Origin of the sequence: Variovorax sp. 38R, assembly GCF_014843395.1 — a bacterium.
GTDB lineage: Bacteria > Pseudomonadota > Gammaproteobacteria > Burkholderiales > Burkholderiaceae_C > Variovorax > Variovorax paradoxus_H.
Window position 1 is genome coordinate 3,772,218 of record NZ_CP062121.1, and the last position, 25,413, is coordinate 3,797,630.

Below are 25,413 nucleotides of genomic sequence, written 5' to 3' on the forward strand. Positions count from 1 at the left end.
GCGGTCCCATTCGGAGACAAAACAATGCGCTCGCCCGGCGGGCACAAGAGTGCCATGACAGCCCATCGACCCCTCGCATATCGACCGCGGCGTGCGCATTTTTGGGGCGGACGCGGTTTCACAAGGCGGCGGAACATCGAGCGCAGGCTGGGCATCTCAGACGAAGGTTGCCGCCTGAATCTGTACATGGAAGACGAAGAGGCCGAACGCATTCCGACCAAAGCCGCAGCGGTGCGTGGTCAGCGCGTTGCCGACTTGCATCGAACTGGCCACCCCGGAGGAATGGCAGGTAATCCTCGTGCCTTCGGTGCGCCATCGGGAAATCCGTACCGGGGCGCCCTGCCTTCGCCTACGAGCTGCCCTGTGACCTTGGAAGCGGCAGGCGATCGCATCGCACTCCTGCGACCGACGTGGCGCTCGATCCAGCGACGAAGGCACATGCACCCCGATGTTCGGCGTGCCGAACGTCGGGGGCGCACGACCCGACGACGACTACGCGTCGGTCTCCCCCGGGGGGCGGCAGCGCCGCGAGCAGACGCAACGGGGAAGGGCGTCACCGCATACCCTTCCAGCCTACGGGCGCAATGCGGCACAGCCTCGGCCCTCGTCATCGCTGCCACGGCCGGCGTGCCAAGCTAGCCGGTCGCCTTGGCCAGCGCTTCGAGCGCCTTCGCCTTGCTGACGTAGCTCAGGTAGTTCGCGGCGGGCGGCGCCAACCAGTACGCCATGCCAACGCCCAGCGCCCAGCGCCTCGGCGATGGCATCGCTCTGGTGGGCCGTCCGCTCGCGCGCAGCCACGACATCGATGCTGCGGGCGGCCGCCCGTCTCTACACATAGGCGACCTGCCCCCCTGAAGAAAACCGCACAACCAACGGCAATGAGATGTCGAATCCAGTCGCGGCTGAACGAAGCTGGCGAGACAACCCATTCTGATCGCGTGCCGTGACGGCAACTTGCTGCGCTGCGGCGATCGGCCTTCGTTCATCGCACGCCGTTCATCACGGTTTAGGCGCGCAAGAAAAAGCTGGCATCCCCGAATTTGATCGCCCGTTATGTCCGAGCAAGCCCCGTCTCCACGCCTCACTCGCGCATCGTGAATACCACCGACAGATAGGACACCGGCCCCCCCTGAATGGCCTCGATCCCATGCAGCGCCGTCGCCTCGAACAGCAACGAGTCTCCCGCCCTCACCGAGACCACCTTGCCACCATAGCGGTAGCTGAGCTCCCCGGACAGGAAGTACAGGAACTTGAGCCCCGGATGCTGGAAGGTCACATAGGGATCGGCGCCGGGCAGCAATGTGACCAGATAAGGCTCAACAAAGAGGTTACCCGACAGCAGGTGACCCAACAGCTCGTAGCGGTAGTCTGAAACCGCACCGACGCGATCGACAACCACGCCCTGCCCCGCGCGCACATGACAGAAGTCCGTGCGTCGCGCCTGGTCACCGAAGAAGCGCGACGCCGGCACACCCAGACCATTCGCGAGACGCTCCAACGTCTCCACCGAAGGCGAGACAAGCCCACGCTCGATGCGCGAGACCATCGAGGAAGAAATCCCGGAGGCTTTCGCCAAAGCCCCGGCAGACACATCCGCCGCCATGCGCAGCGCCCTTACCTGCGCGCCGATGCGCGCTGCCGACGGGCTTCGTGCAACGGGCGTAGGTCTGCGTGCTTTTGCGGGGACAGCGGAGGTAGGGACTCGTACTGGTCGCGCGGTTGGCAGCGGTGACGCTTGATAGATCCCCATGACTGGTTTTCTATGCAGTGTATATGCCGTCGATTCTAGCTCTGCAAAGAAAGATCGTCGGCGGGTATGCCCACTCCTGCCAAGAAATCGAAACCACAGGCTCCGACGCATAGAGAGCCGGTTTCGATTGCACTCGGCAAGCGCCTCAAAGAACTTCGGATCAAGGCTGATAGATCACAGGCCGAGCTCGCCTTCGATTGCGAACTTGATCGCACTTACATATCGCTCATCGAGCGAGGGTTAGCCAATCCATCGTTGTGGACTCTTGGCACACTGGCATTCGCGCTGGAAACGACAGTTCCGGATTTATTGCGAGGCAATAAGCACGTCGTTAAGCCATCCATGGGTGAGGAAAGCAGAAAGCGTCGAGTTAATCAGGCCTCTCACGAGCCAAAACTCCCCGTCGTCAGCAGGCGTTCGCAGCTACGTTGACGGTTCCTCTGTCGAATTTTCTTTCGCGCTAGCCTCTCCTTTTCGGCATGCCGAACGAGGGGGGCACGCGATTCAAAGAAGTGCTTTCGGGCGAAAGTGAAGATCGTTTCCACGTGACCGTTCGTCATGCGCGCTGTCAGTGCAGGGGACATGAATATTTACTGTGCAGTAAATAGGGCGACTCCGCCCCACCCACACAGCACCCGCGCCCAGATAGATCCGAATGTTCGGCACGCCGAACTTTCAGCGGCGATCGCCGCGTACTCCATCTTCGCCCTGCTGGCCGACCATTCTGCTTGACGTCGCCCAGAAGGCTTCACCGATGTTCGGCATGCCGAACATCGGGCAAAGAAAAAGAATGGGATCGCTGCGCATAGCGAATGCGCAAGCAATTGGCCGGCCATCGGCTCCGCCGCGCAACGACGGAGCCGTCGCGAGCGGCCTACTCGCGCAGCGTGAAGACCACCGAGAGAGACGACACCGTCCCCGAATGAATCGCATCAATCCCATGCGGCGCATTCGCGTCGTACAGCAGCGAGTCCCCTGCCCTCACGGCCACGACCTTGCAGCGCGAGATCTTGCGCTAGCAGTGTTCATCGTGGGTACGCCTCGTGTAGTCTGAATCGTCGGCAACAAGTCCGATGCATGCGCCGGCTTCATCACTGGACAGAATGAAACATGTTGTTTCACAATCGACTGCGCAATCACCCCCGACCGCGACAAAAGGCCCGGTTTGACAAGCCCCCCCCCCGCGCAAACGAGGTTGAGCTCATGGCCTAGTGGCACCGCTACGACGCCAATGACTGTCCCTCTTTCAACGAGTAAGCCCGTGAGCGAACAAGAAGAATCATCGCCCCATCAGGTCATCGAGAACATTCGCAGCAACTTTCTCCTGGATATCGAGACGGAATCGGCATCCGTGCGTGCGGGCGCGCTCTACCTGCAGACGCAGTTGAACAACGCGCTGACGCTTCTCTCCTCGGACCTTTACTCCAAGAAGTCGCACTTTGTTCTGGAGATCGTCCAGAACGCCGACGACAATGCCTACGGGGTCGGCGTAACGCCAGAACTAGGCTTCGATGTCCACCCGCACCGCATGGTCGTGGTCAACAACGAGCTGGGGTTTTCGCAAGAGAACGTCACCGCGATCTGTAGCGTGGGCGCATCCTCCAAGTCCAAGGACAAGACTGGCTACATTGGCGAGAAGGGCATCGGCTTCAAGTCGGTGTTCACAGTCTCCGACGCGCCTGAGATCCACTCCAACGGCTACCACTTCCGCTTTGACCGCACCATCGAGTCCAATCTACTGGGCTACGTGGTGCCGAACTGGTGCCCACCTGCCTCCCACATGCGGTCGGACTGCACGACCATCATCCTGCCGGCCAGGCCGGGTCATGTTTTCGAGAAGACTACGTTGGCTGAGCTTGACGCGCGGCTCTTGTTGTTTCTCAACAAGCTGCGGCAACTCACAGTAGTGTATGAAGGCGCCACCGTCACCTTCGCAAGAAAGGAGGTTGGCCGCGTCTCGTATCTGACGTCTACGACCACCGCAAGCGATGGCAAAGTCACTGCGCAGGAGCTGCGCTACCTCCGCGTCTCGCAAACCTTCTCTATCAGCGAGGACGCGCGCGACGAGAAGCGAAACGGAATTTCGCAGTCTACGGTGGTACTGGCTTTCTCGATCGACGAGACAGGCGCAGCCAGCCCCGAGCCCCACTCCAACGTCTTCGCATTTCTTCCCATTCGCCCGATGGGCTTCCAGTTCCCCATCCAGGCCGACTTCATTCTCAGTTCCAGCCGCGAAGAACTCCTGACGGACCGGCCCTGGAATCAATTTCTTTGCGAAGCGATCGCCGACACCTTCGCAGCCGCTGTCGAGCAGTTCAAGGAGGTCAAGACGCTGGGCCTTTCCTATTTGCGCTTCGTGCCCGCTGAAGGCGAGGTGGTCGACCCCTTCTTCCAGCCTCTTCGCCCCGCCATCCTCCAGCAGCTTCGATCGATGGCCTGCCTGCCTTCCGCGTCCGGCAGCTGGGAAAAACCGGACAAACTTCGAAGCGCGTCCATGCCATTTCGCGCCCTCTTTCCTTCTTCAGTGGCCGCTACACTGCTGGGATTCGACTACGTCGACCCGCGCATGCAAGGCGGCTCGCCACTGCTCAGGGAGTTGGGCGTGCGCGAGTTGACCACCGATGACATCGTGTCCATTTTCAAGTCGCAAAGCGACTGGCTGAGCGCACAGCCCCTCGAATGGAAGGCCAGGCTCTACGCCTACTTGGCGGACATGCAGGAAAGCCTGACCAAGGCAGGCCTGCTGAAAGTACCGAGCCTGCCGCTGTCGGATGGAAGCTTCGTGGTGCCAACGAAAACACAAGCATTCTTCCCGCTGGGTAGAGGAAAGAAGTACGCCTTCGAGCACGAACTGGTGATCATCGATCACCAACTCTACGACGCCGCATGTGCTCACTCGGCGCAAGTGGTGTCTCTGTTCTCCGCGATGGGGGTTCGATCGGACCAGCCTTACGATCTTGTGCACTCGCACCTCCTGCCTCGCTACGCCAGCGATAAGTGGCGGTCCTCTGAGTTCACTGCATTGGTCGGCCACCTGCGCTATATCAAGGACAAGCTCGCAGACTACCTCGGGGGCGCAGCGGCGGTCGGCAAACCCAAGGCCAGCGCGTTCAAAGAGTTACGCGAGGCTATCTGGATCGGCACCAAGGCGGTGGACAACGGCACTTGGCGTTTCAATCGCGCCGATCAGTTGTACTTGGCCAAGGAGTACCGCGCGGCGTTCTGCATAGAGTCGCTGCTAGCCGAACCCATCGACGCTGGCAGTTACGTATCGCCGGATTACATGGACTCCAAGGCCTCGGATCAGCAGGCCGAGGCGGAATCATGGCGCGAATTCTTTGCGCAATTGGGGATTCGTCAGTCACCGGCTCTGCTGCAGATCGGAGCAGACTGGCACTGCAGCGACGAGCTGCACGCGCTGTTGCACTCAACTCAGACTTCGGTTCGCCGTGCAACGCTGGAATGCCTCAGTTCACACTGGGAGCACTACGCGGACCGCGTCACCTACCAATCGCCCCAGGGCCGCCAGCGCTTCGTGACCCTCGACTCGCATTTCATCCGCACCTTGCGCGCCAGTGCCGCTCCGCTCAGAGGCCGCGCAACTGTGGCGCTGTCGGCTACCTACTACTTCACGCCCGAGCTCAAGGCACTTCTGGGCGATGGCCTACCTTATGTCGATGCGAGACTCGCTTCAGCCATGCTCGATGCATGCGGGATCACCCACCGGGTAGACGCCCGTGGGCTCATCAAACGCCTTAAGTATCTCAAGCAAGGCAACGGCACCACCCTCAAACAGACCCAGGCCATCTATCGTGCACTGGACGATCGCTTCTGGGAGTCGGACGGTCGAATGATCAGCGATGCCCTCGAATCCGATGCGCTCGTGTTGGTCAAGGGCGAGCACAAAGGCTGGTTCAGTCCTTCGGCACTCACTTGGCGCGCAAGTCGGCCCTTTCTCGAAAATCTGTTCCCTCCCATCCAGTCGCAGTACCGAGATTTCGGCCGCTTCTTCCTGGACCGGCTCCACGTGCCGCGGGAACTTCCTACCACCAGTTGGGTGGATGCCATCCAGTACCTAGATCGCATCGAAGACATCCAAGCCCGACAAGCAGAAGCCCAAGCAATCTATCGGAAGGTCAACGGCGACCTCAAACCGCGCTTCGGACGCGAAGTCGAATTGCCAGACTGGATCAGCACTTTCCAGGACGACGAGGTCTTCATCAACCAGCGCGGCGAGCTCGTGGCCAACAATGCCCTGCTCATGGTCAACGACGCGCCAGAGTTCGGCGATTTGTTCCTGGATGACGAAGATCTCTCCTACGTGGCTGTCCCGCTGATGGACATTCCACGTTTGAGCAGGCTCTTCGACGCAGCCCAGGTGGCACGCCTGAGCGGGTCAATCGCCGTCCATCTCATCAACGATGCATCAGGCGATTGCGACACACATCTCACGGCGCGCATGCGCCGGGCGTACCCTTACATCGCCAGGATCTTGTACTCGACCCATCCAGATGTCTTTGAGCGGGCCTTGCAAAGTGGAGCAATGCACTCGATCCGCTCCTTGAGCATACATGCGGCGCCGGAGGTGCGGCTGCAGGTGATCCTGGGTGAGCGTGTGCGCGAAACCACCGCCGAGGCGGCGATCGCGCACGGACGCTTTATCTATCGCACAGGCACCTCCAGCGTCAAAGACCGGCTTGCTGTCGAACTAGGCAAAGCCCTGGAAGCGCCGCCCGAGTCGGCCGACGCTTTTGCCCGCTTGCTTCTGGAAGACGAGCCTCAGAGCATCGAAGATTTTTTCAATGTGCGCGGCATTGGCCCCCTCCCGGTCGACCTGCTCGCTGCCATCAACGCCGACAACGACGGAGACAACGATCCGGCAGTCGATGATGGCGCGCCCTTGGCAGACGAGGTTTCCGAAAGCGACGCCGATGCGCCGTTCATTTCGGAGGGCTCTGACGAGCTGACACCGCAATCGCATCCGGCGGTGCTGGGAGAAGCCCTCCAGAACAGCGGCATCAAACATAACCCGGTCTCACCCCCCGCTTCCGCAGGCCCCGGGGCCACCGACAACCAAGCGCCCGTCAACGATCGCGGGGAGCGCCCCTCACTCCCAGTGCCCGGATCGGCCCCGGCCACCGGGGCACAACCCAGTGCCGTAGCGCCTGCCACGGCGGCGGGCACGGTCAATCCCGAGACAACAGCTTCGGCACAGGGGCACGACAGCCGAGTCGTTGCCCCGCCTGCGCCATCCGAAGACCCTGTTGCGACGCCTGCCCCGAGCACGAAGAACGCCGGGCTGGCCGGCGTCGAGGCCCCCAGCCAGGCATGGTCAACACCAGCGGCAACACCGCGCTCAAGCCCCCTTGGGGCGAACGGGAGCCACTGGAACAGCCCTGCGACCTACACTCCTGGCGACGCGACAATGGCACGCACGCAGGGAAGTTCTCCACGCACGCCCACGCTCGCATCGACTGCGCCGCGCACCAAGTCCGGCCGCCTGTTGAGCTACGTGCAGGGGCCCGTGGCATCCGGGCCGCTCGACCAGACAGAGGGCAGCGCCCTCGCCGCAGCGCGCAGTGCGACCGGACGCGCTGCCGTGACGCATTTCCTCGAAACACAGACCTCACGCTGGGCCTCGCTGACCGAGATGCCTCACAACAATCCTGGCTTCGACATCCTCGCCGAGGCACTGGACGGCCAAGACGAATACATTGAGGTCAAGGGCCAGTCCGGGGCATGGACCCAGGAGGGCGTCGCCCTCACGCCGCGCGAGCTGATCACGGCCCATGAAAAGAGGGAGCGCTACTGGTTATGCATCGTCGAGTACGCGCATGACGAAAAGCGTCGGCAGATGTACCTTGTGCAGGATCCATTCGGACTGACCGACCAGTTCAGGTTCGACGTGGGCTGGAAGGACGCTTGCGAGCATCTCACGGCTGCGCCCGCACGTCCCGAAAAGGACCTGTACATCGACCTGGCTGGCGATGGCCCCGGTCGCATCATCAGCGTGCGCGAACGCGGCAGGTTCTTCAACCTGCATGTCATCCTGAGGGGTGGACGTCAGGTCAACTGCTTGTTCAATCCCGCCAAAATGACACTGTCGAAAGAGCCGCTGTGGCAAGAATGATTCCGCAGCTCACCCCGCAACAGTTGGCGGCATTTCCTTCGCGTGCCGAAGCACGCGTCTACGAGGCGTGCCGTGACCAACTGCCCGGCGACATCGTCGTCGTGTATAGCGCCAACTGGATCTATCGCGACGCCCGCGGCAAGCTCACCGAAGGCGAGGCCGACTTCACGCTTCTCTCGCCTGGCGCCGGCGTGATCATCGTGGAGGTCAAGGGCGGGGGCGTGCGCTTCGACCCCGCAACAGGCGCCTGGCGCTCGGTCGACCGCCACGACCAGCCCCATCCGATCAAGGATCCCTTCCGGCAGGCTTCCGGCGAGCGCCACGCGTTGCTTGACCAAATTTCCGGCCACACGGACTGGCGCCAGTGGGCCGGCGGGCGCTTCACCATCGGCCATGCGGTCTTCTTTCCTGACATCGGCGACGCAGCTCCCCTGCTGGGCCCAGATCGCCAGCGCGAGCTGGTTGGCATCAACTCGGATTTGCGCGAGCTGACGCGTTGGTTTGACGGGGTCATGCGCTTCTGGCGCCAGCCCGTCGACACCCCGCTGGGCGCCAAGGGAGTGCGCCTCATCGAGGACATCTTGTGCCGACCCATTGAGGTCCGCCCGATACTCCGGGCGGCCGTGGACGATGCAGAAAAGCAGCGCATTCGCCTGACCGCCAATCAGGCAAAGACGCTGCGCGTATTGGGCGGGCGCCAGCGTGCAGTGATCTCCGGCGGCGCCGGCACAGGCAAGACCATCCTCGCCGCAGAAAAAGCGCGCCAGCTTGCGCAAGGCGGAATGACCGTCCTGCTGCTTTGCTACAACCGTCCGCTGGCCCACTGGCTGGCTGCGGGCCTGGTCGATCACCCCTCGATCACCGCCCTGAGCTATCACCAGTTGTGCGACCTACGCATTCGCCAAGCGGTCGCACTCGGTCGCGATTTGATGAGTGAAGCGGCGGAGGGCTACCCGGGTGCCGGAGACAAGCACCGCTTTGATGTGCTGATGCCCTTTGCGCTTGCGCTCGCTGCGGACGTCGTGGCTGAGCGCTTCGACGCCATCGTGATTGACGAGGCTCAGGATTTCAGCGATGAGTACTGGCTCGGGGTGGAGCTCCAGCTGCGCGACCAGGAGGCGGGACATTTCTATGTCTTCACTGATGAGAACCAGGCGCTTTACCCACGCCGCGGTGCGCTGCCAGTAGAAGGCGAGCCCTTCCAGTTGACCGTCAACTGCCGTAACACATCAACGATCCACGTGGCGGGCTACCGGTTCTACAAGGGCGCGCTCGTCGACGAGCCGGAGTTGCACGGACCCGCCGTGATCTGGACCAGCGCGCGAACGCCCGAGGCCCAGGCCGATGCGGTCGCCCGACGCGTGCATCAATGGGTGCAGATCGAGGGCATAGATTCAGATGACGTGACCGTGCTGATCGCCGCGCGCCCCAAAGCGCTGCGCTACGAACTACTGCTCGCCCGCAGCGAATTGGCCGGCGTGAAATGGGCTGTTGAAGATCACGCCGCGCGCCGCGCCGTCCTCGTGGACACCGTGGGCCGCTTCAAAGGACTTGAGTCGCAGGCCGTGGTGCTCTGTCTCGGCGAAGAGGTAGTGGATGAAGCCCTTTGGGAGACGGTGTACGTTGGGCTCACGCGGGCGAAGTCACTGCTGGCAGTCGTCGGGTCAGAGCGGGCCCTGGACCTGATCCGGCGACACAACTTTTGATAGGAATTTCGCCGAGACGAAGGGTAACTGCACGGGACAACACACTCCTCTAGAGCCCCTTCGGCGCAGGACGAAAATTCAACTCGATCTATCAGGTTTTTTGCACTGTGCCCAAGAAAATCCGCCTTCAATCGGCCGTCGAAGCCAAATCGGCAGCCATGTTCCTAAATGATGCCTTTACTGACTACCTCGCTGCTCGCATCCTCCTTAACGCGCGCATGCCACATCAGGGCGCCATGATGGCAAGCACGGCACTTGAGAAGTACTTCAAGGCTATTCTCGTCACAAGGGGGCAACGCATCCACGGCCACCTGCAGACCGCGCACTGGAACTCCGTGAGCCATCTGTATCCGGCACTCGTGGCCCAGCTCGACAGGGATTTCGTGAGGCTGTGCCAGAAGAGCTACTCGCTGCGTTACACGGACGACCTGCCGAAGGGCTACAACATCGTGATCGCATCCAGGGAATTCCTCGCAGAACTCGACACCAGCGTAGCCACCATCCAGAAAGGAGTGCGCCATCGGCTAGACGGGGAAGACACCCAGACGGACTTTGATCGCCACCGCGTGAGTGGTGACGAGCGCCTCGTGACGAATAACCACGTGCTCCTCGGCGTCGAAAAATTCGACTTTATCTACAGCGAACCGCAATTCGTCTTCGAGGTGCGCAATCATGCGCACTTGGACGTCCTGCAGATCACCTACGAGGCCTCGGGGCTGCCCAAGACGCCCGGGTTCCTCAGGCCGGCTTGTCTTCCCTTTACCGAGGGGAACAGGCATGGGCTTCATCTGGCGTTCGGCGACCCGAAAGGGTCGGAGCCTACGCCATCCGCCGCTGCATGAGACTTCGGTCAAAGCCGCCCACGGGAGTGTCTGAATTTTTGTGTTCGAGGAGATTGATTGATTTGCTCTCGACTGATTTCGTAAGCGCGCGGTGGTCTCGTCCTGAGTTGCTGCCTTGTGTCCATGACTATGGTGTCCACCAAGTTTGAAGTGGACTCGAGGCTCCTATGCTCCGAGCCGGCCTTCAAGATGGTCGGACTGGACGCTCGTAGCAGCCTGATCCGCGACTGCAGTCAAGACGAGATCACCGCACGCTCACCTGATTTCTGCGGTACCTGCCTGGCCACCGGAGGTGCGCCAGTTGAGCCATGTTCCTGATTCAACCTCCTGCCCTGTGGGCGCCTTGGGCCGGCTGCGCGAAGCGATCTTCGTAGAGAATCGCGAACTGGTTCATCGCCTCCTTCCAGTCCTTGGCTGCTCGCCCCCAATCGGCCGTGATGTTGCGCAGCGCCAGCCAGATCAGCTTGGACGCCCCTTCGTCACTGGGCAGTGACGGTGGAAGGCCTCCATTCCATTGCTTACGCGGCAAACCGGAAAGGTTCATTCCCAAGGCGACTTGGAACGACTGGCGCGAGTAGTTCTGGATCGATTTCGAGCTGCAGGTTCAGCGCCCCCGTCGGAGGTTTGGGGGCGGCCAGATGTTGACGCCGCCCCTCATCATCAACTGAAGTTCACAAACAAGCACCCTCATACGCTTCTGCATTAGTCGTCGCGATGCGGCTGCCATGACGCGTACGCTGCGCATTCCATCTCAAAAATGAGGTAGAAATTCAAACGGACGAAAACAACTTGTTCCGGCAATAGAGGGCGCGAAGATGCCGTCGTGGGCCGCCCAGAACTCTGGAATAAAGTCAAGCTGACGCAGCTTCCCCAACCCGTGAAAATTGCCGATCTCACGCGATAGCGAATCTCCGAGTTGCCTAGCTTTGTTGCCGGCTCTTGCACAGGTGCGTACCCATGATCGAACATGTTCGCGCTTCTCAAGTGCTGATAAGGAAATCCCGCAGTTTGTGTGACACGCGTCACAGACCTGCGCGGCGCTGTTGCATAACCCGAATTCAGGGCGAGCCTCCCCTTACCCAAGACGCAGCTATGCCACGCGCACAGTCTCAGGCGTTCCCAGACTGGTGAACCTGTTGAGGATCGATGCCCGTACCTGTAGCTCGGTCACCTGCCTCTGGAAGTCCCGTGCCATCACGCGCTCGCCCAGTCTCTTGAAGCACCCCATCTTGGTCTCCACCAGGCTGCGGCGGTGATAGCCGCTCCACTTCTTCCAGATTGAACGACCAAGCTTGCGTGTCGCCCTCAGGATTTCGTTTCTTGCCTGCGCCCCAGCTTTGCCATCCGCCCAAGGCTTGGCGTTCTTGCGTGTGGGGATGATCGCCGCAGCCTGCCGACTGGCGATTGCCTCGTGGCACGCTTTGGTGTCATAGGCACCATCGGCGCTCACCGAATGCAGTTGTTCGTCCGCAGGAATCTGCGCCAGCAACTCCGGCAGCATCGGCGCATCGCCAATGGCGTTGTCCGTGATCTCGATGGCGCGGATCTCCAGCGTCTGTGCATCAATGCCCAGGTGCACCTTGCGCCACTGCCGGCGGTAGTCGGCACCGTGCTTCTTCGTCTTCCATTCGCCTTCGCCCAGCATCTTCACGCCGGTGCTGTCGATCAGCAGGTGTAGGCCCGCGCTGCTGCGGCGCGTGGCAATGGCCACACTCAATGTCTTCTGACGCCGCGACAAGGTGCTGTAGTCGGGCACGGCCCAGTCCAAGTGGGCCAACTTGATCAGGCTCTCGGCCAGGCCCGTCGCCTGGCGCAGGCCCAGCCCAAACATGCACTTCAAGGTCAGGCAGAACTGGATCGCAGCATCGCTGAACACAGCGGGCCGGCCTGAGCGACCACTGGCAGGAGCCTGCCATTGAAGGTCGGCATCGAGCCAAACCATCAATGATCCCCTGCGCTTGAGCGCCGCGTTGTACTCACTCCAGTTCGTCGTGCGGTACTTCGCCCGCGGTGGCTTGCTCATCTGTCTAGCCTAGCCTAACCACGATCGGAGGCCACTCCGGCAGGGTTATGCAACAACGCCATCCCATGGCTAAACCCGCTGTCGAATTCATCGCCCAAGGCAACAAGCTCCACCTGGTGTATCGACCGGAAATCAGGAATATCGAGCAATTGCGCCGGGACCTCGACGAAGGCAAATCGGTGACCCTCAAGGGCACCTATCAACTGAGCAAGGCCCACTTGCTCAAAGGCCGGGTCAAGCGTGACCCGAACGACTGGAGGGACGACGATGGAGAGATGCGCTTCGTGGTCGCCAAGGCCAAGGGCAACTACTTCGTCTTCGACCCTGCGGTCCTGAACGTCGACGTGCCGGTCATGGTTGCGCGCAACTCCATGCCGACGTGGAAGTGGTTCACCGCCGAGGAACGGACCTCCGTGATGCGGCGGCTGGCCGAACTCAGACCCACCCGCATCGTGATCGGAGGTGATCTGGGTGACGCTATTCCCGTCACCGAGTACGAGAAGCTGATCGCTCAGTTTCCGTCGCCTCACGAGATGCGGCTATACGTGCAGTCACGCTTGGCTGTCGTCTTTCGCGAGATCACAGATGCCGTGGTCGACGCAGGAGCAAGGCTTGAAAAGTACGTGGGCAAGCGGGTAACGGTCAAGCCAAAGAACCTGGCCCAGCCGTTCCGCAAGTTGGAGATCTCGAAATACGAGTTCTTGCACGCCAACTTGCTTGCGATGCTCAAAAACAATGTCGGGATACCGGAGCGGCAGTGGCAGGCTCAGATCCTGGATATCGTCCGACTACTCAACCCAAAGTACATCGCAGTCTTTCCGTCGGTCACGATCAAGGACAGTCTCACCGGTGGGCACCGGCAACTCGATTTCATGCTGGTCGATGTCAACGGCAATGCCGATGTCATCGAGATTAAGAAGCCGTTCAAAGCGCGTATCGTCACATCCGCTAAGTACCGGGACAACCATGTTCCTCACCGTGAGCTCGTCGGCACCGTCATGCAGGTTGAGAAGTACCTTTTCCACCTAGAGCGCTGGGGAACTTCGGGCGAAGATGCACTAACGAAACGCTACTGGGCCCAGCTGCCGCCCGACTTTAAGCTGCGCATTGTTAACCCCTGCGGACTCATCATCATGGGCCGCGATGACGACCTCACAACAGAGCAGAAAGGGGATTTCGAGATGTACAGGCGTCAGCATAAGAAACTCACTGATGTGATTACCTACGACGACTTGTTGCGCCGGCTGGAGCGAGTGCTGATGCAACTCAAGGCTGACCGCTGAGTCGGTGTGGCGCACTACGAACCCTCATACCATGGCCTCCGTTCCGATCTCCGAGCTTCAGCAGATTCCATTCATCGATACGGCGAACCTGCAAGGTCGCACGTTGTCGTCATTGACCTTCTTCGTTTGCGGCGAATGGCATATGTGGGTCCCGGTGGGCGAAGGGCTCGTCAAAATGAAGGGGTGGCCGGCGGAAGGCTACTACTTCGGAGATGCCCCTGAGCAGGAGAGTGATGCGTTTCTGGAGTTTCTCGACTTCATCGCACAACGATGCGCCTGGCACGGTGTAGTGAAACCCTGCCAGGGTCTGATGGATGACTTCTTTAATCTGGGCGCCACAGTCCGGAAGTTCGACCTGCTCGCAGAGCACTCGCCCGCTCTGGGCACAACCGCACGCCGATTAGTGATCACCGAACTGGAGTACCTCTTCTCGCTATGTCGGAGCATTTTCGATCTGCTGCAGGAGGTCATCGCCGCGCAGTGGGACAACGTGAGGCTTTTCGACGAGTCGATCTCGAAACGCCATCTGCCGCCGAGCTTCGCCAAGATGTGTCTGGACGGGCTTCGGCCGCGAAGTATCGAAGAAATTCAATCGAAGTTCCGCGTGCCCGAGCCACTCGCCGCGTTCTATGCACGCCGCGCCCCGTTCTTTCAGATGCTCCGCGCGTCGCGCGACCGCTTCATGCACGGTGGCGTGACACTCGACCTAATCTTCGTAACTGAGAAGGGCTTCGCGATACCGCGCAGCATGGCCCCGTTTGGAGGCTTCGGGGTGTGGACGGAAGAGCATATGCTTCCTAACGAGCTCTGCTCTCTGCGGCCGGCAATTGGTCATCTGATCCTCGAGACATTGCGAGCGTGCGAAGACTATGCAGCGACCTGTCAGACCGTAATTCGGCACCCTCCTCCCTTGGCCCCTGGCCTAAGGCTGTTTGCACGGAGCTACTTCAACCAGGCGCTGTCCGATTGCATGAAGGCCGTTGAGCACTGCGAATGGTGGCCGACGCCGCCGACGTGGACCTCTAGTTGACGGCTCCGAATAGTATTTCTGCGACGCCTCGACCCTCTGCCTGCACGACTTTCAAACTGCCAAGATTCGTTCGGCACAAGAACTGGCTCTAACCCTACTTGGCGAAGAAAAGGACAGTATGAGTACTGAGGAGAAGAGAAACGTCATAGATGTCTCAAAATTTAGAGACCCACGACTCCGGTTCTACCCGACTGCGGAGAATTCCTATTCGCTGTTCTACGACGAGACGAACAACATCCGCAAGCTGGCGCTGACGGAGACCGGGCTCAATCAAGATGCCTTGGATTGTTTTGTCCTTGGCGGCGTTGCAATGAAGCCTGGAACGGTGCTCAGAGACATTGCACAACTCAAGCACGAACTCAGAATTCAGCCAAATGCTCCCGAGATGAAATTGAAGCATGTGGCGTGGGGAACCTATGAGAAGGTGCTCTCGTCCCCCCGTTTGAGCATATTTCTAGAATGGCTGCTTGAGAGTCCGCTGTACATCCATTTTTGCAATTTCAGTGTCCTGAACATGTCGATCGTGGATCTGGTGGATTCGATCCTCGCCGAAAAGTCCTTTGGAGAACTGGCGCCCTACCACATTGAACTCAAGAACGAGCTTCATTCCATCGTCAGGCAAGATCCCCTGAGCTACTTCAAGCTTATGAGGACGTTCGACTATCCGAACGTAGCGCATGAGCGAACGGAGGAGTTTGTGAGGGTAGTTCGTGGCTACCTTTTCAGCAAGGTGCAGGGATTTAGAAATCTCTTCGCCATGACCTTCTTTGACATGCTGGCAGATGCCGCAAAAGAAACCAAGCTTGTATTCCTAGTAGATAACGAACCGGACACTCTGATCGGTAGCTTCCACGGCGTGTTTCTCAGCCGCCTCGCCACGTTCAAAAATGCACAGCACGTGTTCGACGAGGAACCTCATATTGAGCGGGAGCTTCGACGGTTTCAGCTCATGGATGGATCTCGCGAGTTGACGTTTCGCTTTGCCAATTCGAAGCTCGAGCCAGGCATTGAAGTATCGGACGTTTTATGCGGATTGCTCGGAAAGCACTTTAGCTTCCTGGAAAAGAACACCATCGATCAACTGGAAGTAGTGAAGGCAGGCTTCAGCGCAAAACAACTTTCAAACCTCAACCTCCTGGCGGAACTGATCGACAAGTCGAATGAAGAGTGCCCGGCCTTCTTACTTAATCTCGCACCTCTGGACAGTGGCTTGAAGAACGCTTGGTTTGTCGATGATGAGGAATATCCAGACGAAAACCGCTACTGAATCAGAGCCTGAAAGAGGATTGAATGGGGCTAGTGAAGTGATATAGGACCTCGGGTCGTCGCTAGCTTCTGCCGCCTATTCAGGCCGGTCTCCTTCTTCCGACTAAGTCTCCGTCCGTACGAAGCACTTCTCCATTTGCCCTTTTTTATCAGATCTCGGGACGTAGCCGTTCCGTAGATACCAAGAAGTGAGGAACTCGTCACTCACCTTTTCACGATCAAGAGAGCGGACCTCCAACCGGACGCACGTGCAACCGAGTCGAACTGCAAGCTGTTCTGCAAACGAAAGTAGCGAGCCCCCCAAGCCCAGACCTCGAAATTCGGGCAAAACGAATATTTCGTGGACGAATCCTAGCGAATAGTGGCTCCAGTCACCAAACGCGAGGAAGCCACACTCTGCTTCATCGACCATGGCGAGAAAATCCTGCATGCCACCGCGATTCCGCACGGCTCGATCACGAAGAACATTGTTCTTGACGTCGTTTGGGCCGTCGATCTTGCTTATATTCATGTGAGTTTTCTACTGTGGCCCGGCGAGGTAATCGATGGCCTCAACAGCAGTCCGGCGGAGGCTTGAGATGCGTCGGATGCAGCAGACCGGGCCAAGTAAATTCATTCAATGTCAGGCGGCTCCTGCTTCGATCGCCTCGCGAATAGCGTCCTCGAATCGAAGCATGGCAGCTTGAGCCTTGGGCCCTTGAGTTCTCGCCGCCATCCGAATCTTTGCAGCCGCGGCCTTGACCACCGGGTCGTTTGACTCTCGGGTCATCTCCAGCGCCGCGGCCTTGAGCACGTCGTTCACCAACTGCTTCCCTTGCTTTGATAAGCCGACATAGACGATGTAGCTATAGTTCTGCGTTGCAGTGAGCCCGAATCGGATGTGATCGGTGTACCGATGAAAGCGCGGATGAAAAAAGTCCGCAAATTCGCCGTGCTCGGGATAGTCCTGCGCCGTGAGTGAAATCGGTTGGTAGCCTTTGGCCTTCTTGATGCGGTTGCATCGCTCGCACGCCACCGCAAGGTTCCAGAAGTGGAAGGAGAAACGGCCGTACACCGAAGCCGGAAGGACATGGTCCAGCTGGCGGGAATAGCCTCCAAGCAGCAGGGCTTGACCGCAATAGCAGCAAACGTCATTTTGGATGCTAGACAAATGAGCCCGAAGGGCCGACATGATCGAAGCGCCGGTGATCTCCGTGTGCGTGCCAAGCCAGATGGTGTCCCGCAGCGCGCCCCATTCATTGACTGTGCTAGGACGCGCAGCAGCATCAAAAAACTTCTCATCCTCAAGGATCGCCCTCACATCAGGTCGATCCCTTTTGGTTTTGTGGCATACGGCCAGGTATGCCTCTTCTTCGTCCAGCTTGACGCGGCCCCCAGGCAGCGTCATCAATTTTCCTTCTCGAAGCTGGACTCCGGTCGGACGCTTGTGAGTTGCTGTATCGCCTCGCGGGCTGCCTTGATCACCTCTAGGCTTCGCTCGATACCAAACCTGTCCAACTGCTCCGAGGCGTCACTGACCCTGCGGCGCATCTCGCCAAGTTCATTCAGCAGCGGTTGCAGCTGTGTCTTGTCCGGAAGCTCCTTGTTCATGATTCCAATGGCGTCGGCAACGATTGCCGCACAGCGCTCATGGATCAACCTGTTGTTGGCAGTATGAGTGCGGAAACCCTTGAAAAGGACGCTTTCCACAGACCGTCGGTCGCGCGGTTCGATCAGGGTGAGTCGCTGCTTGCTGGCGGAGAGGCAAACACTCGAATCGTCCGAGACGCTGGAAATTAGTAGAGGTGAATGTGTGGCGACGAGGATGTCGCATGAGAAGTATCGGGAGATCACCGACAGGACTCGCGGCAGGACTCGTTGCCAGCTAACGTGCAGACTGATCTCGGGCTCGTCGACCAGGAGCAAGCATTGTCGTTCGGCTTGGGCAATGATCTTCACCACCAGGCTGACGATCTGCTGCTCGCCTGAACTGAGATCGCGAAACGGTGTGATGCCACCTTGGGATTCGGACCGCATGAGGGCTATCTGCATGGCGGATGCGCTGACGTTTTCGGTCTGCTTCTGATTGAGCAACGCGTCGCTGCCAACCTCGATCGTGTGGTCCATGACCCAGTCGCGTTGAGCGTGGATGCCGGCGCCGCCTGCCTTCAATGGCATCAAATAGCGGCGAGCATCGAACTCGATAAGTCGAAGAACCTCCTCGAAGACCCGCAGACGCTCTGTGGAGCAATGAATCTTAAGGAATTTTCGGCAAACGTCGGTAGCAAGTCGCTTGAGGTTTGCCGCCTGTTCTGCCGTGCGGGCACCATCATAAATAAAGTTCTCGAAACCAGGTGTCGCCTCTGACTTCAGCGGGAATCGATCCGAAGTGCTGCACGAGATTCCGATCGTCTTGCGTTGAAGCTCACTTGAAGCTTGCGCGATCTCCCTCAGGAGCAAGCTCTTTCCCTCGCCGTTGTTACCGATGAGGTAGATCGTTCGACCACCACCGGTGCCAGGATGCAGCAGGTTCAGCAGGTTCAGCAGGGGGGAGCCATCGATACCAGAAAGCCACGCGCTGCGTGCCGCGGGAAGGACGTATTGCAGGGCCTGGAGCGCGTAGTCGTGCCGCCGGATCTCGTCAGCCGAGACGACCCGGCAAAGGCCCTCAACGTTCCGATATCCATTGGTGAACTCTCGATCGAACAGGTACCGATAGTGGGCCGCAGAGTCCTCGCGACTTGAAGTCGCCCATCGGGAGGAAATTCCGGCACCAAGGAAGAGCCTGACGATCCGACCGGACAACTCGGCCAGCGATCCGTACTCCTGATGGCTGGCTGGGATCCCCACCGCGGCGGTGTTGATCATCAGGACCTCATTTCCAGACTCCATCGGGCGTGGGCGGATCAGCCATGCAGTCTTCTCCACGCGTGTCCCGGGCGTTCGAGGGAAGTCAACGACCGCTGCGAGCTGCCCCTCATCCAGCAGGCGCCTGCGAACCTCGATCAGAGAATGGCGAGTCGTTGTCCGCTCGCTTCCGGAGATGACCATCAGGATCAGCTGTGCACCGAACCGCCTCCGGAGAGGTTCAAGCATTTCCGACGGATTTTTCATGCCCGGGAAGACGCCGTCGTCAACGAGCGACGGTATCACTCTGCGGGCGGGAGGGTCGATTCGAAACAAGGCAGCAGACCTAGAGTCTTCCCGGGCGCTCAGCTCCTCGAAGGCACGAGGATCTCTTTCGTGCAGGGCGAGCCTCAGCCTCACCTCAAGGTCGAAAGATCCAATCTGGAAGAGATAGCTGTACGGGACATGTGAATGCCGACGCCGCCATCGTTCGTTCCCACTTGTCGCGAACAGATCACCCGTTTCGCAAAAGACATCAACGAAGGGGTTGTTCGGGTTGTTGAGCGTGTTGGCGAGCGATGCGGAGAAGTGCGAGACCAGACGATGGGTTCCGGTTTCTCGCTCTGCAAGACGCATGAACCGGTAGTCGAAAAAGTAGGCAGCGGTGCGAGGAGGGACTTCGTCCAATCTCGACAGGAAGTCGAGCGTGCGGACTAGGAACTCAGGTGCAACTGCATCCTCGTTGAGACGCTGCCCTCGCGCGAGGCCCAACCGGTCGTTGAGACTGCCAACTGCGCGCGCCCACCAATCTTGATCCTTGCGGCTGAGAGGTTCAAGACTAGGCCGGGGCGCCGGGATGGTGATGGACTTGTCCGCCCATAGAAAAAACATCAGGAGCGTCGTCCGCTCGTATGCCGAAGTTCCGTTGCCGCGGTAGGCAGCACGGCATTCGCCGTCGAAATATCTCCAAAACGCGCTTGCGTCGAGCTCAAGCTCTTCCATCTTCAATCACCTCCTCAGCTTGTTTTTTGGAAGCATAGCTGTTGACGCGAAAGAGCGGCGGGAAGTCAGTCGTCCTTGAGGGTTCGGTCTGGGACAGCATAGATGACGTTTTGTCCGACGAAGACAATCGGCGACGCCTCCCTCAGCAGCATGAGGGTCATGCCCTTGCGCCTCAGCTCCTGGTGCACGCGGCCGTAGTCGGGCAGCACGTAGTGCGATGCGAGGGGCGGTCCAGCCGACCTTGCACGACGCGACGCTCCAGTGCTGTGTCGCTGAGCGTTTGAATGGTGGGCCAGTCCAGGCCCGCGACGCTGGCAAGGCCGACGTACTTGGCCACGACGCCCTTGGAGATGCCGAGTGAAGCCGCGATCCGTTCATGAGAGAGGCGGGCTTCGAGTTTGAGACGAAGGACGTCTTTGATCTTGCGCATGTTGATCCTTGGTGCGGGCAAGCCTGTCTCCGGCAAAAGCCGGGCAGGCTACCCGCATGGGGTGGATGAAATGCGCAACACCAACACGCTGACGTACGCCAGCGTTCCGCTGCCGTGACCGGTGATTCCGCCATCGTGACCGGTGATTCCGGACCAGCCAGAAATCGGTCACGTTGAGCCCGGAATCACCGGTCACGTTCGTGCGGAATGCTCGGTCACGATAAGCCGGAATGGGCGGTCACGATGCTCCGGAATACCCAATGACCTTCATACGCTTGGAGCAGACGCGATCGGAGACCACCCAGAGCGCTCCCAGAGCCTCACGCACGGCAGGCCCACATCGGATGCCTGAACGGCGCTCGTTCGGCGGCGCCGGGGGATTGGAGAGCAAGCGAATGCAGTGCTTGCGGTGATAGCCGGTGATCGCCACGAACTCGTCCAGGATCGAGCTACGCTCACTCCTGGAACCCAACCGGTACCGAGCACCGACGGCCTCGACCAACTCCCTGCGTGTTGACATGCTCACTTGCCTCGTCACGTTGGTGTGCTCCGGCCGGACCATCCAGCAGGTAGCACGTTACGTGAGGCAGGGGGTCACCTCATCCGGTAGCAGTTCGGATGAGTCAATGCGGGGGGGCAGTTTGTCGTGTCGCCTGACAGCCTCGAGCCGGCCTCTCCCCACACAAGACTCAGGTAACACAATCTCTCGCTTGCTACCGTTACCTCACGGACCTCAAAGGTGAGCCTGGTTGGTATTTCTGGCACGTCCGTCCCCGGGTAACCGAGTAAGACTTTGCAGGCGTACTTGTGGGCTCGGGGGTTCAATTCGGCCGTGCCACAAACCTTGAGAGGGAGGGATTCGAACAGAGAAGTCGTTGCAAGCTTGCTATAAAACTGCATGCTCTACAGTTTGCAGGTACTTTTGCCGGTATCTCGCGTCACCGAAAATGAAAAAGTCTCTATTCCATTGGGATCTGGCCGGTTTTTCGATCCCCTCCGGGGACTAGGGTTCTGACGTCCAAATTGCAGCGCCCAAGCTCAGAAGAGTTTCCACGTTGGCCTCATAGCAACTACTGCTCGGGTTCAGCCCATCGATCATCTGCACGACGTGCGAGATTGCATCGTCCGGCAACTTGGCCAAATCCAAGTCCGTAAGCTCCGAGAGACGCAGCGCCACATCCATGCGGTTCATCACAGCACCCATTGCGGCCGAAGGGAAAAGTCGGTGGCTTCGCGCATCGCTGAACATTAGTAATTTGCATTACTTCTGTCAAACGATTAAGCCCTTAGAGTTCGCTCAAAGCCCCTCCCTTTTAAACCTCTCCTTGGGCTCCCTTGCCCGCCTCGTGCGGGCTTTTTCATCGGCGTGGGTCTACGGCCCACAGACATAAATGCGAAGTGCACCAACGACACGGGCTGGGCGACGTGCCCGAGCACTTGGGTGATTGACCAGACCTCGGTTCAGCGTCAGGACAAGATAGGTGCCCGATCCCTTTTGCGCTCGTCGACGATATGCTGAAGCGCGGCTTCCAGGGTCGGCCAGTTGGCCAAAAGGAAGACCCGCTCCCCTTGTTCAAAACGGCCTCCGAATTCGGTCAGAACCGAAGAATGCCCTGACACACTACCCAGCAAAGCGGGCTTCATGCGGCCAAAGGCTGCAGAGAACTCGCCGACGCTACAGCCAAGTTGTGCAGCGAGAAGCTGCACTCGATCGGTGCCGCTGGGACGAGCTAGCAACATGGAGATTTCTCCCCGGCCAACGACAAGTTTCCGACCTCAAGACGAGCCTCCGCCTTTTTGATCCACTTGATGCACTGCCTCCGCACAAACTCGAGACCGTCGCTGTCTGTGGATCGGGTGAGGGGCAGCGCGATTTTGCAACGCCACTCCCCTCGATAAGTGATGTCGGCTACCGCATAGAACGCGCCTCCATCAAGGTGGGTTCGGGATATCGCGCAAACCCACGCGCCTGACTTTCCGTCGTACGTGAAAACTTCGCCATCCATGGGCCACCTCGCAATACTCAGCACAGGCGGGGCACCAGGATGGATGATTGGCGCGAGCAACAAGCGTTTTCAACGTAGCACGTGCAGGCCCCTGTCGCAATCGGACGCCGCCGCCTCAAGGCGACAATGAACCCGATGAGCCAGACCGACTTTTTTCCCGCATCCACCACGATCCTGCGCATGCCGACCTGGCTGGGCCGCGACGTCGCCCAGGACCACCCTCTTCCGCACGCCCTCGGCGACTACAAGATCACGCCGGGCATGGGCGCCGAGCGCTGGACCGTGACCTTCCTGAAGGCCAACGAGGTGGTCTACCGCGGCATCGGGCCTGTCGAGATCATCCACGCGCGCGCGCGGGCGCGAGGTGAAAGCGATGCTCGTTCACGAGGCATCACCTCAAGATATGCGGGCCGTCCTCGAATGCGACGTGTACGCGCAATCAAGCGCCGATAGGGCCAACCAAGTCGTCTCGTGAGCATTCGCAAAACCGACAAACGGCTTCACCCGGCCGGGATGGCATGGGCACCGCCCATTTCATCGCGCAAGAGGTACGCTCCGCTTCCAATCGCGGCGACAACCGCGCCCAATGTGCATTCCGGCGAGTAGCCCCGTATGTCTAGTTCATGGTTGCTCAACTTATCAAGCAACGAGAACTGGTTGTGAAGCGACGCAATTACCTTTGGATCGGTCAGAGTGTCGCCACCGCGGGCCTGGCAGCGAGCAACTGCGCTTTCGACATCGATTTGCAACACTACATAGTGAATGCGCGACGAGAGTCGTCTGAAGGCGTGCAAAAACCATGGGCCGATCACGCCATCCACGACCACAAAGTAACCACCCTTCGCGTAACCGTCCGCAGCTTGAGCCAGCACGTTGACTACGATGTCGTTCTGCCGGTGCGCCGACTCCAGAAACGGAGGGATGGCTCCCTGCTTAATGAAGTGCCAAAAGTCATCCGAGTGAAGATGCACTTTGGGTGGGCCTGGCATCGCTGCCAAAGCTTTGGCTGTAGTCGTTTTCCCCGCACCAGGAGTACCGGTGAGGATGAGGATCTCGTTTGCCTGGGTCATGGCAGTGTTTTAGCACCGCAACACTTAGCATGGAATCAATGACGGAGCCCGAGGGCGACAGTGGCCTTCGTCCGAAGCAGTCATTCAAGCAAAACGCTCCTATCGTTCCTGACGATTCCCTGCAGCACGCCTACTTCGGCGTCTCGCCCCTCAACAACGAGTCGACCTCGTTCAAGTAACTCTCGACCTCGCGCAGCCATGCCTGCGAGAACTGCGGATCGATCCGAAATGCGGATGCAGGCAGCGGGGTCAGTTGCGGCCTGCTCGCGGTCATTGGCAACGACGGCGGCCTCCCGTCGACGCCTTCGAACTCATTCCAGCCCCGAGGCAGTACCTCGCCTCATCCGCGCGCCGGCGCACCCGGCAGCGGCTAGGAATGCGCTGGCGTGGGCACGAGTCCAACGCATCTCAGCGTCGTCAAACCATCCATGTGCTGTCTGCCCCATGATGCAGCCGGGCTTGCGGCGTTTGGCGGACGCGGGCCATCGACATCGCCCTTGACTTCACCATCGGAGCCCATATGAACGACAAACACCTCAGCCAGAATGCGACGACCCTGGCAGCCGAAGATCGGCTTCGGCTGGAGTTGCTTCGCATGCACCGGCGCGCCCACCGGCAAAACAAATCGGCCAAATCACCGACGGTTCCCACGCATTTCCTGCCACCCGAACAGACCCACGGTCAACGCCTGGCCGACACGGTGGCCGCGACCGTGGGGTCGTGGCGCTTCATCATCTTCCAGAGCACGGCCATCGTGCTGTGGATTGCCGGCAACGCGATGACCGGGAACGGCGCTTGGGACCCGTATCCGTTCATCCTTTTGAACCTGCTTCTGTCGTTCCAGGCGGCCTACACCGCGCCGGCAATCATGATGAGCCAGAACCGGCAGTCCGAGCAGGACCGGCGCCACGCCGAAACTGACTACGAGATCAATGTCAAGGCGGAGTTGGAGATCGAACTGCTGCACGAGAAGATTGACCTCCTGAAGGAACGCGAATTGCTGACGCTGACCGAAGCCGTGCGCGCCCTGACCCGGCAGATCGAAGGTCTGTCGGCACGCCCGACCTGAGTCGCGCTACGGGGGCAGCTTCCACGCCGCGTTGAGTCGTACGACGGGCCGGTCTGGCGAGCCGCCGCGTCGTGCAACAGGCGGTCCCTCGCCGACTGTCACTGCGCGCAAAAAGCCCTGTCAACGTCCACCTGCGCCTTCAACGCCTTCACTTCGCTGTCACGGCGTGTGACGATGCTTCGAGCTTCCTCCTGGAGGCCTGCAGATCGAGCAAGTAGCTCTCCTGCTTCCATTCCATCCACACGAAACCCAGCACGAGGAAGACGATCATGGCCACGAACCAGGCCACGAACCCGTAGACCAGAAAAGGCAACACCGAGAGAAAGGCAGGAGGCATCGTAGCGGGCCGATTGCACGGCCTCACAGCGTCGCGCGAGCCGGTGCCTGAGCCTCAGCACCTTGCCCTGAACTGCTGGTCGCGCGCCTCCTTGCGCTGCTCGGCAATCCAGGATTGGGACGCGCCACTCTGCGGCTGTCTCGCCATGCGGTCGTAGTACACCACCCGCTCGTTGAAGTGCGCACAGCGCGACGCGTCGCCACTGGCACCCGTCACGCCCGGCGAGGTCGCACCGCGCTGTTGCGCGGCCTGTTGCTGGAGCGCATAGCCCTGCCTGGTTTGCCGGTCGGCAATATCCACCTGCTGCTCCCACGGCATCCCGGCCGGGACCGGCTCGATGCGCTCGACCAGTGCGCCCCGCTCGCGGCAGTGATTCGGGGACCAGAACCGCCCGCCGCTGTTGCTGACGCAGAGAAACACCTGGGACGCACCCGCCGCATCGAGGTTGCGCACCGGAGGCGACACATCGACCACGCGGCCTCCGCCGCTTCCACACGGCTCAGCGCTGTACTGGTTGCCGCATCGGTAGACCTGCTGCGCCTGGGCCGTGCCACAGGCGATCAGGAGAAAGCTGGCGAGAGTGATGAGGCGCATGGCGCGATGGTAGCGATGCCCATGCGGCGTGTATCGGCCTCTGTCCGAA

Annotated in this window: 24 protein-coding genes; 11 read left to right on the forward strand and 13 right to left on the reverse strand. The window is 59.9% G+C overall.

Features of this window, described 5'->3' with window-relative positions; genetic code table 11:
• Positions 1-635: 635 nt before the first annotated feature.
• Together IG196_RS32225 and IG196_RS17410 are read right to left on the reverse strand one after the other, a co-directional pair.
• Positions 636-764, reverse strand: a complete 129-nt coding sequence (locus IG196_RS32225) for a hypothetical protein (RefSeq protein WP_263864219.1) — start codon at positions 762-764, stop codon at positions 636-638.
• A gap of 317 nt (positions 765-1,081) precedes the next feature.
• Positions 1,082-1,630, reverse strand: coding sequence for a helix-turn-helix domain-containing protein (locus IG196_RS17410; protein ID WP_225617084.1), 549 nt, complete (start codon positions 1,628-1,630; stop codon positions 1,082-1,084).
• Between the two features lie 186 nt (positions 1,631-1,816).
• Between IG196_RS17410 and IG196_RS17415 the strand changes: the two genes are divergently transcribed.
• Positions 1,817-2,182 (forward strand): helix-turn-helix domain-containing protein, encoded by a 366-nt coding sequence (locus IG196_RS17415; protein ID WP_192192120.1) that lies wholly within the window; start codon positions 1,817-1,819, stop codon positions 2,180-2,182.
• A 243-nt stretch (positions 2,183-2,425) separates the two neighbouring features.
• Here IG196_RS17415 and IG196_RS32230 read toward each other — a convergent pair whose 3' ends face one another.
• Positions 2,426-2,557, reverse strand: coding sequence for a hypothetical protein (locus IG196_RS32230; RefSeq protein ID WP_263864220.1), 132 nt, complete (start codon positions 2,555-2,557; stop codon positions 2,426-2,428).
• A gap of 454 nt (positions 2,558-3,011) precedes the next feature.
• Here IG196_RS32230 and IG196_RS17420 point away from each other — a divergent pair, with 454 nt between their 5' ends.
• The 3 genes from IG196_RS17420 to IG196_RS17430 all read left to right on the forward strand — a co-directional run bounded on the left by IG196_RS17420 (position 3,012) and on the right by IG196_RS17430 (position 10,428).
• Positions 3,012-7,880: a DUF3883 domain-containing protein gene (locus tag IG196_RS17420; protein ID WP_192192121.1), complete on the forward strand. Its 4,869-nt coding sequence runs from the start codon at positions 3,012-3,014 to the stop codon at positions 7,878-7,880.
• Positions 7,877-9,586, forward strand: coding sequence for an NERD domain-containing protein/DEAD/DEAH box helicase (locus IG196_RS17425; protein WP_192192122.1), 1,710 nt, complete (start codon positions 7,877-7,879; stop codon positions 9,584-9,586). The genes IG196_RS17420 and IG196_RS17425 overlap by 4 nt, the downstream gene beginning before the upstream one ends.
• A gap of 107 nt (positions 9,587-9,693) precedes the next feature.
• A complete protein-coding gene (locus IG196_RS17430; protein WP_192192123.1) occupies positions 9,694-10,428 on the forward strand; it encodes a HEPN domain-containing protein in 735 nt (244 codons plus the stop codon).
• A 319-nt stretch (positions 10,429-10,747) separates the two neighbouring features.
• Here the strand turns inward: IG196_RS17430 and IG196_RS17435 are convergent, their stop codons facing one another.
• The gene (locus IG196_RS17435; RefSeq protein ID WP_225617120.1) at positions 10,748-10,972 is read right to left on the reverse strand and encodes a hypothetical protein; all 225 of its coding nucleotides are present in this window, start codon (positions 10,970-10,972) and stop codon (positions 10,748-10,750) included.
• Positions 10,973-11,518: 546 nt separating this feature from the next.
• Positions 11,519-12,451 carry an IS5 family transposase gene (locus IG196_RS17440; protein WP_192192124.1) on the reverse strand — a complete coding sequence of 311 codons (933 nt, stop codon included), beginning with the start codon at positions 12,449-12,451 and terminating at the stop codon, positions 11,519-11,521.
• A 65-nt stretch (positions 12,452-12,516) separates the two neighbouring features.
• On the opposite strand from IG196_RS17440, the gene IG196_RS17445 reads away from it, so the two are divergent.
• The 3 genes from IG196_RS17445 to IG196_RS17455 all read left to right on the forward strand — a co-directional run bounded on the left by IG196_RS17445 (position 12,517) and on the right by IG196_RS17455 (position 16,031).
• Entirely contained in the window at positions 12,517-13,734 is a 1,218-nt protein-coding gene (locus IG196_RS17445) for a Shedu immune nuclease family protein (protein WP_192192125.1), read from the forward strand.
• A gap of 31 nt (positions 13,735-13,765) precedes the next feature.
• Positions 13,766-14,764, forward strand: a complete 999-nt coding sequence (locus tag IG196_RS17450) for a hypothetical protein (RefSeq protein ID WP_192192126.1) — start codon at positions 13,766-13,768, stop codon at positions 14,762-14,764.
• A gap of 118 nt (positions 14,765-14,882) precedes the next feature.
• Positions 14,883-16,031: a DUF3800 domain-containing protein gene (locus IG196_RS17455; RefSeq protein ID WP_192192127.1), complete on the forward strand. Its 1,149-nt coding sequence runs from the start codon at positions 14,883-14,885 to the stop codon at positions 16,029-16,031.
• Positions 16,032-16,133: 102 nt separating this feature from the next.
• Here IG196_RS17455 and IG196_RS32385 read toward each other — a convergent pair whose 3' ends face one another.
• Positions 16,134-16,460, reverse strand: a complete 327-nt coding sequence (locus tag IG196_RS32385; RefSeq protein ID WP_225617085.1) for a GNAT family N-acetyltransferase — start codon at positions 16,458-16,460, stop codon at positions 16,134-16,136.
• Here IG196_RS32385 and IG196_RS32085 point away from each other — a divergent pair.
• On the forward strand, positions 16,392-16,607 hold the full coding sequence (locus IG196_RS32085; protein ID WP_225617121.1) for a hypothetical protein: 216 nt from the start codon (positions 16,392-16,394) through the stop codon (positions 16,605-16,607). The two genes, IG196_RS32385 and IG196_RS32085, sit on opposite strands and share 69 nt — an antisense overlap.
• 45 nt (positions 16,608-16,652) lie before the next feature.
• On the opposite strand, the gene IG196_RS17465 is transcribed toward IG196_RS32085, so the two are convergent.
• The 3 genes from IG196_RS17465 to IG196_RS17475 all read right to left on the reverse strand — a co-directional run bounded on the left by IG196_RS17465 (position 16,653) and on the right by IG196_RS17475 (position 20,288).
• On the reverse strand, positions 16,653-17,417 hold the full coding sequence (locus IG196_RS17465) for an HNH endonuclease (RefSeq protein ID WP_192192129.1): 765 nt from the start codon (positions 17,415-17,417) through the stop codon (positions 16,653-16,655).
• A complete protein-coding gene (locus IG196_RS17470; protein ID WP_192192130.1) occupies positions 17,417-19,858 on the reverse strand; it encodes an AAA family ATPase in 2,442 nt (813 codons plus the stop codon). Before IG196_RS17470 ends, IG196_RS17465 begins: the two co-directional genes overlap by 1 nt.
• Before the next feature lie 172 nt (positions 19,859-20,030).
• A complete protein-coding gene (locus IG196_RS17475) occupies positions 20,031-20,288 on the reverse strand; it encodes a hypothetical protein (RefSeq protein WP_192192131.1) in 258 nt (85 codons plus the stop codon).
• On the opposite strand from IG196_RS17475, the gene IG196_RS32235 reads away from it, so the two are divergent.
• Complete coding sequence (locus IG196_RS32235) at positions 20,281-20,406, forward strand: hypothetical protein (protein ID WP_257015159.1); 126 nt, start codon at positions 20,281-20,283, stop codon at positions 20,404-20,406. The genes IG196_RS17475 and IG196_RS32235 overlap by 8 nt on opposite strands.
• Before the next feature lie 1,349 nt (positions 20,407-21,755).
• On the opposite strand, the gene IG196_RS17480 is transcribed toward IG196_RS32235, so the two are convergent.
• On the reverse strand, positions 21,756-21,932 hold the full coding sequence (locus IG196_RS17480; RefSeq protein ID WP_192192132.1) for a hypothetical protein: 177 nt from the start codon (positions 21,930-21,932) through the stop codon (positions 21,756-21,758).
• Positions 21,933-22,429: 497 nt separating this feature from the next.
• On the opposite strand from IG196_RS17480, the gene IG196_RS17485 reads away from it, so the two are divergent.
• Positions 22,430-22,747 carry a hypothetical protein gene (locus IG196_RS17485; protein ID WP_192192133.1) on the forward strand — a complete coding sequence of 106 codons (318 nt, stop codon included), beginning with the start codon at positions 22,430-22,432 and terminating at the stop codon, positions 22,745-22,747.
• 47 nt (positions 22,748-22,794) lie between these two features.
• Here the strand turns inward: IG196_RS17485 and IG196_RS17490 are convergent, their stop codons facing one another.
• Positions 22,795-23,364 (reverse strand): AAA family ATPase, encoded by a 570-nt coding sequence (locus tag IG196_RS17490; protein WP_192192134.1) that lies wholly within the window; start codon positions 23,362-23,364, stop codon positions 22,795-22,797.
• A gap of 520 nt (positions 23,365-23,884) precedes the next feature.
• Between IG196_RS17490 and IG196_RS17495 the strand changes: the two genes are divergently transcribed.
• On the forward strand, positions 23,885-24,433 hold the full coding sequence (locus IG196_RS17495; protein ID WP_192192135.1) for a DUF1003 domain-containing protein: 549 nt from the start codon (positions 23,885-23,887) through the stop codon (positions 24,431-24,433).
• A 148-nt stretch (positions 24,434-24,581) separates the two neighbouring features.
• Here IG196_RS17495 and IG196_RS17500 read toward each other — a convergent pair whose 3' ends face one another.
• Entirely contained in the window at positions 24,582-24,770 is a 189-nt protein-coding gene (locus IG196_RS17500; protein WP_192192136.1) for a hypothetical protein, read from the reverse strand.
• A 54-nt stretch (positions 24,771-24,824) separates the two neighbouring features.
• A complete protein-coding gene (locus tag IG196_RS17505) occupies positions 24,825-25,364 on the reverse strand; it encodes a hypothetical protein (protein WP_192192137.1) in 540 nt (179 codons plus the stop codon).
• Positions 25,365-25,413: the final 49 nt, after the last annotated feature.

Coding starts and splice junctions, on each gene's coding strand:
- IG196_RS17500 (WP_192192136.1), bottom strand. CDS start 24,770: ATGCCTCCTGCCTTTCTCTCGGTGTTGCCTTTTCTGGTCTACGGGTTC.
- IG196_RS17480 (WP_192192132.1), bottom strand. CDS start 21,932: ATGAAGCCCGCTTTGCTGGGTAGTGTGTCAGGGCATTCTTCGGTTCTG.
- IG196_RS17415 (WP_192192120.1), top strand. CDS start 1,817: ATGCCCACTCCTGCCAAGAAATCGAAACCACAGGCTCCGACGCATAGA.
- IG196_RS17505 (WP_192192137.1), bottom strand. CDS start 25,364: ATGCGCCTCATCACTCTCGCCAGCTTTCTCCTGATCGCCTGTGGCACG.
- IG196_RS17440 (WP_192192124.1), bottom strand. CDS start 12,451: ATGAGCAAGCCACCGCGGGCGAAGTACCGCACGACGAACTGGAGTGAG.
- IG196_RS17490 (WP_192192134.1), bottom strand. CDS start 23,364: ATGACCCAGGCAAACGAGATCCTCATCCTCACCGGTACTCCTGGTGCG.
- IG196_RS32225 (WP_263864219.1), bottom strand. CDS start 764: ATGCCATCGCCGAGGCGCTGGGCGCTGGGCGTTGGCATGGCGTACTGG.
- IG196_RS17470 (WP_192192130.1), bottom strand. CDS start 19,858: ATGGAAGAGCTTGAGCTCGACGCAAGCGCGTTTTGGAGATATTTCGAC.
- IG196_RS17465 (WP_192192129.1), bottom strand. CDS start 17,417: ATGACGCTGCCTGGGGGCCGCGTCAAGCTGGACGAAGAAGAGGCATAC.
- IG196_RS17425 (WP_192192122.1), top strand. CDS start 7,877: ATGATTCCGCAGCTCACCCCGCAACAGTTGGCGGCATTTCCTTCGCGT.
- IG196_RS17475 (WP_192192131.1), bottom strand. CDS start 20,288: ATGCGCAAGATCAAAGACGTCCTTCGTCTCAAACTCGAAGCCCGCCTC.
- IG196_RS32385 (WP_225617085.1), bottom strand. CDS start 16,460: ATGCAGGATTTTCTCGCCATGGTCGATGAAGCAGAGTGTGGCTTCCTC.
- IG196_RS17445 (WP_192192125.1), top strand. CDS start 12,517: ATGGCTAAACCCGCTGTCGAATTCATCGCCCAAGGCAACAAGCTCCAC.
- IG196_RS17450 (WP_192192126.1), top strand. CDS start 13,766: ATGGCCTCCGTTCCGATCTCCGAGCTTCAGCAGATTCCATTCATCGAT.
- IG196_RS17485 (WP_192192133.1), top strand. CDS start 22,430: ATGAGCCAGACCGACTTTTTTCCCGCATCCACCACGATCCTGCGCATG.
- IG196_RS17435 (WP_225617120.1), bottom strand. CDS start 10,972: ATGAACCTTTCCGGTTTGCCGCGTAAGCAATGGAATGGAGGCCTTCCA.
- IG196_RS17495 (WP_192192135.1), top strand. CDS start 23,885: ATGAACGACAAACACCTCAGCCAGAATGCGACGACCCTGGCAGCCGAA.
- IG196_RS17455 (WP_192192127.1), top strand. CDS start 14,883: ATGAGTACTGAGGAGAAGAGAAACGTCATAGATGTCTCAAAATTTAGA.
- IG196_RS32230 (WP_263864220.1), bottom strand. CDS start 2,557: ATGCGCAGCGATCCCATTCTTTTTCTTTGCCCGATGTTCGGCATGCCG.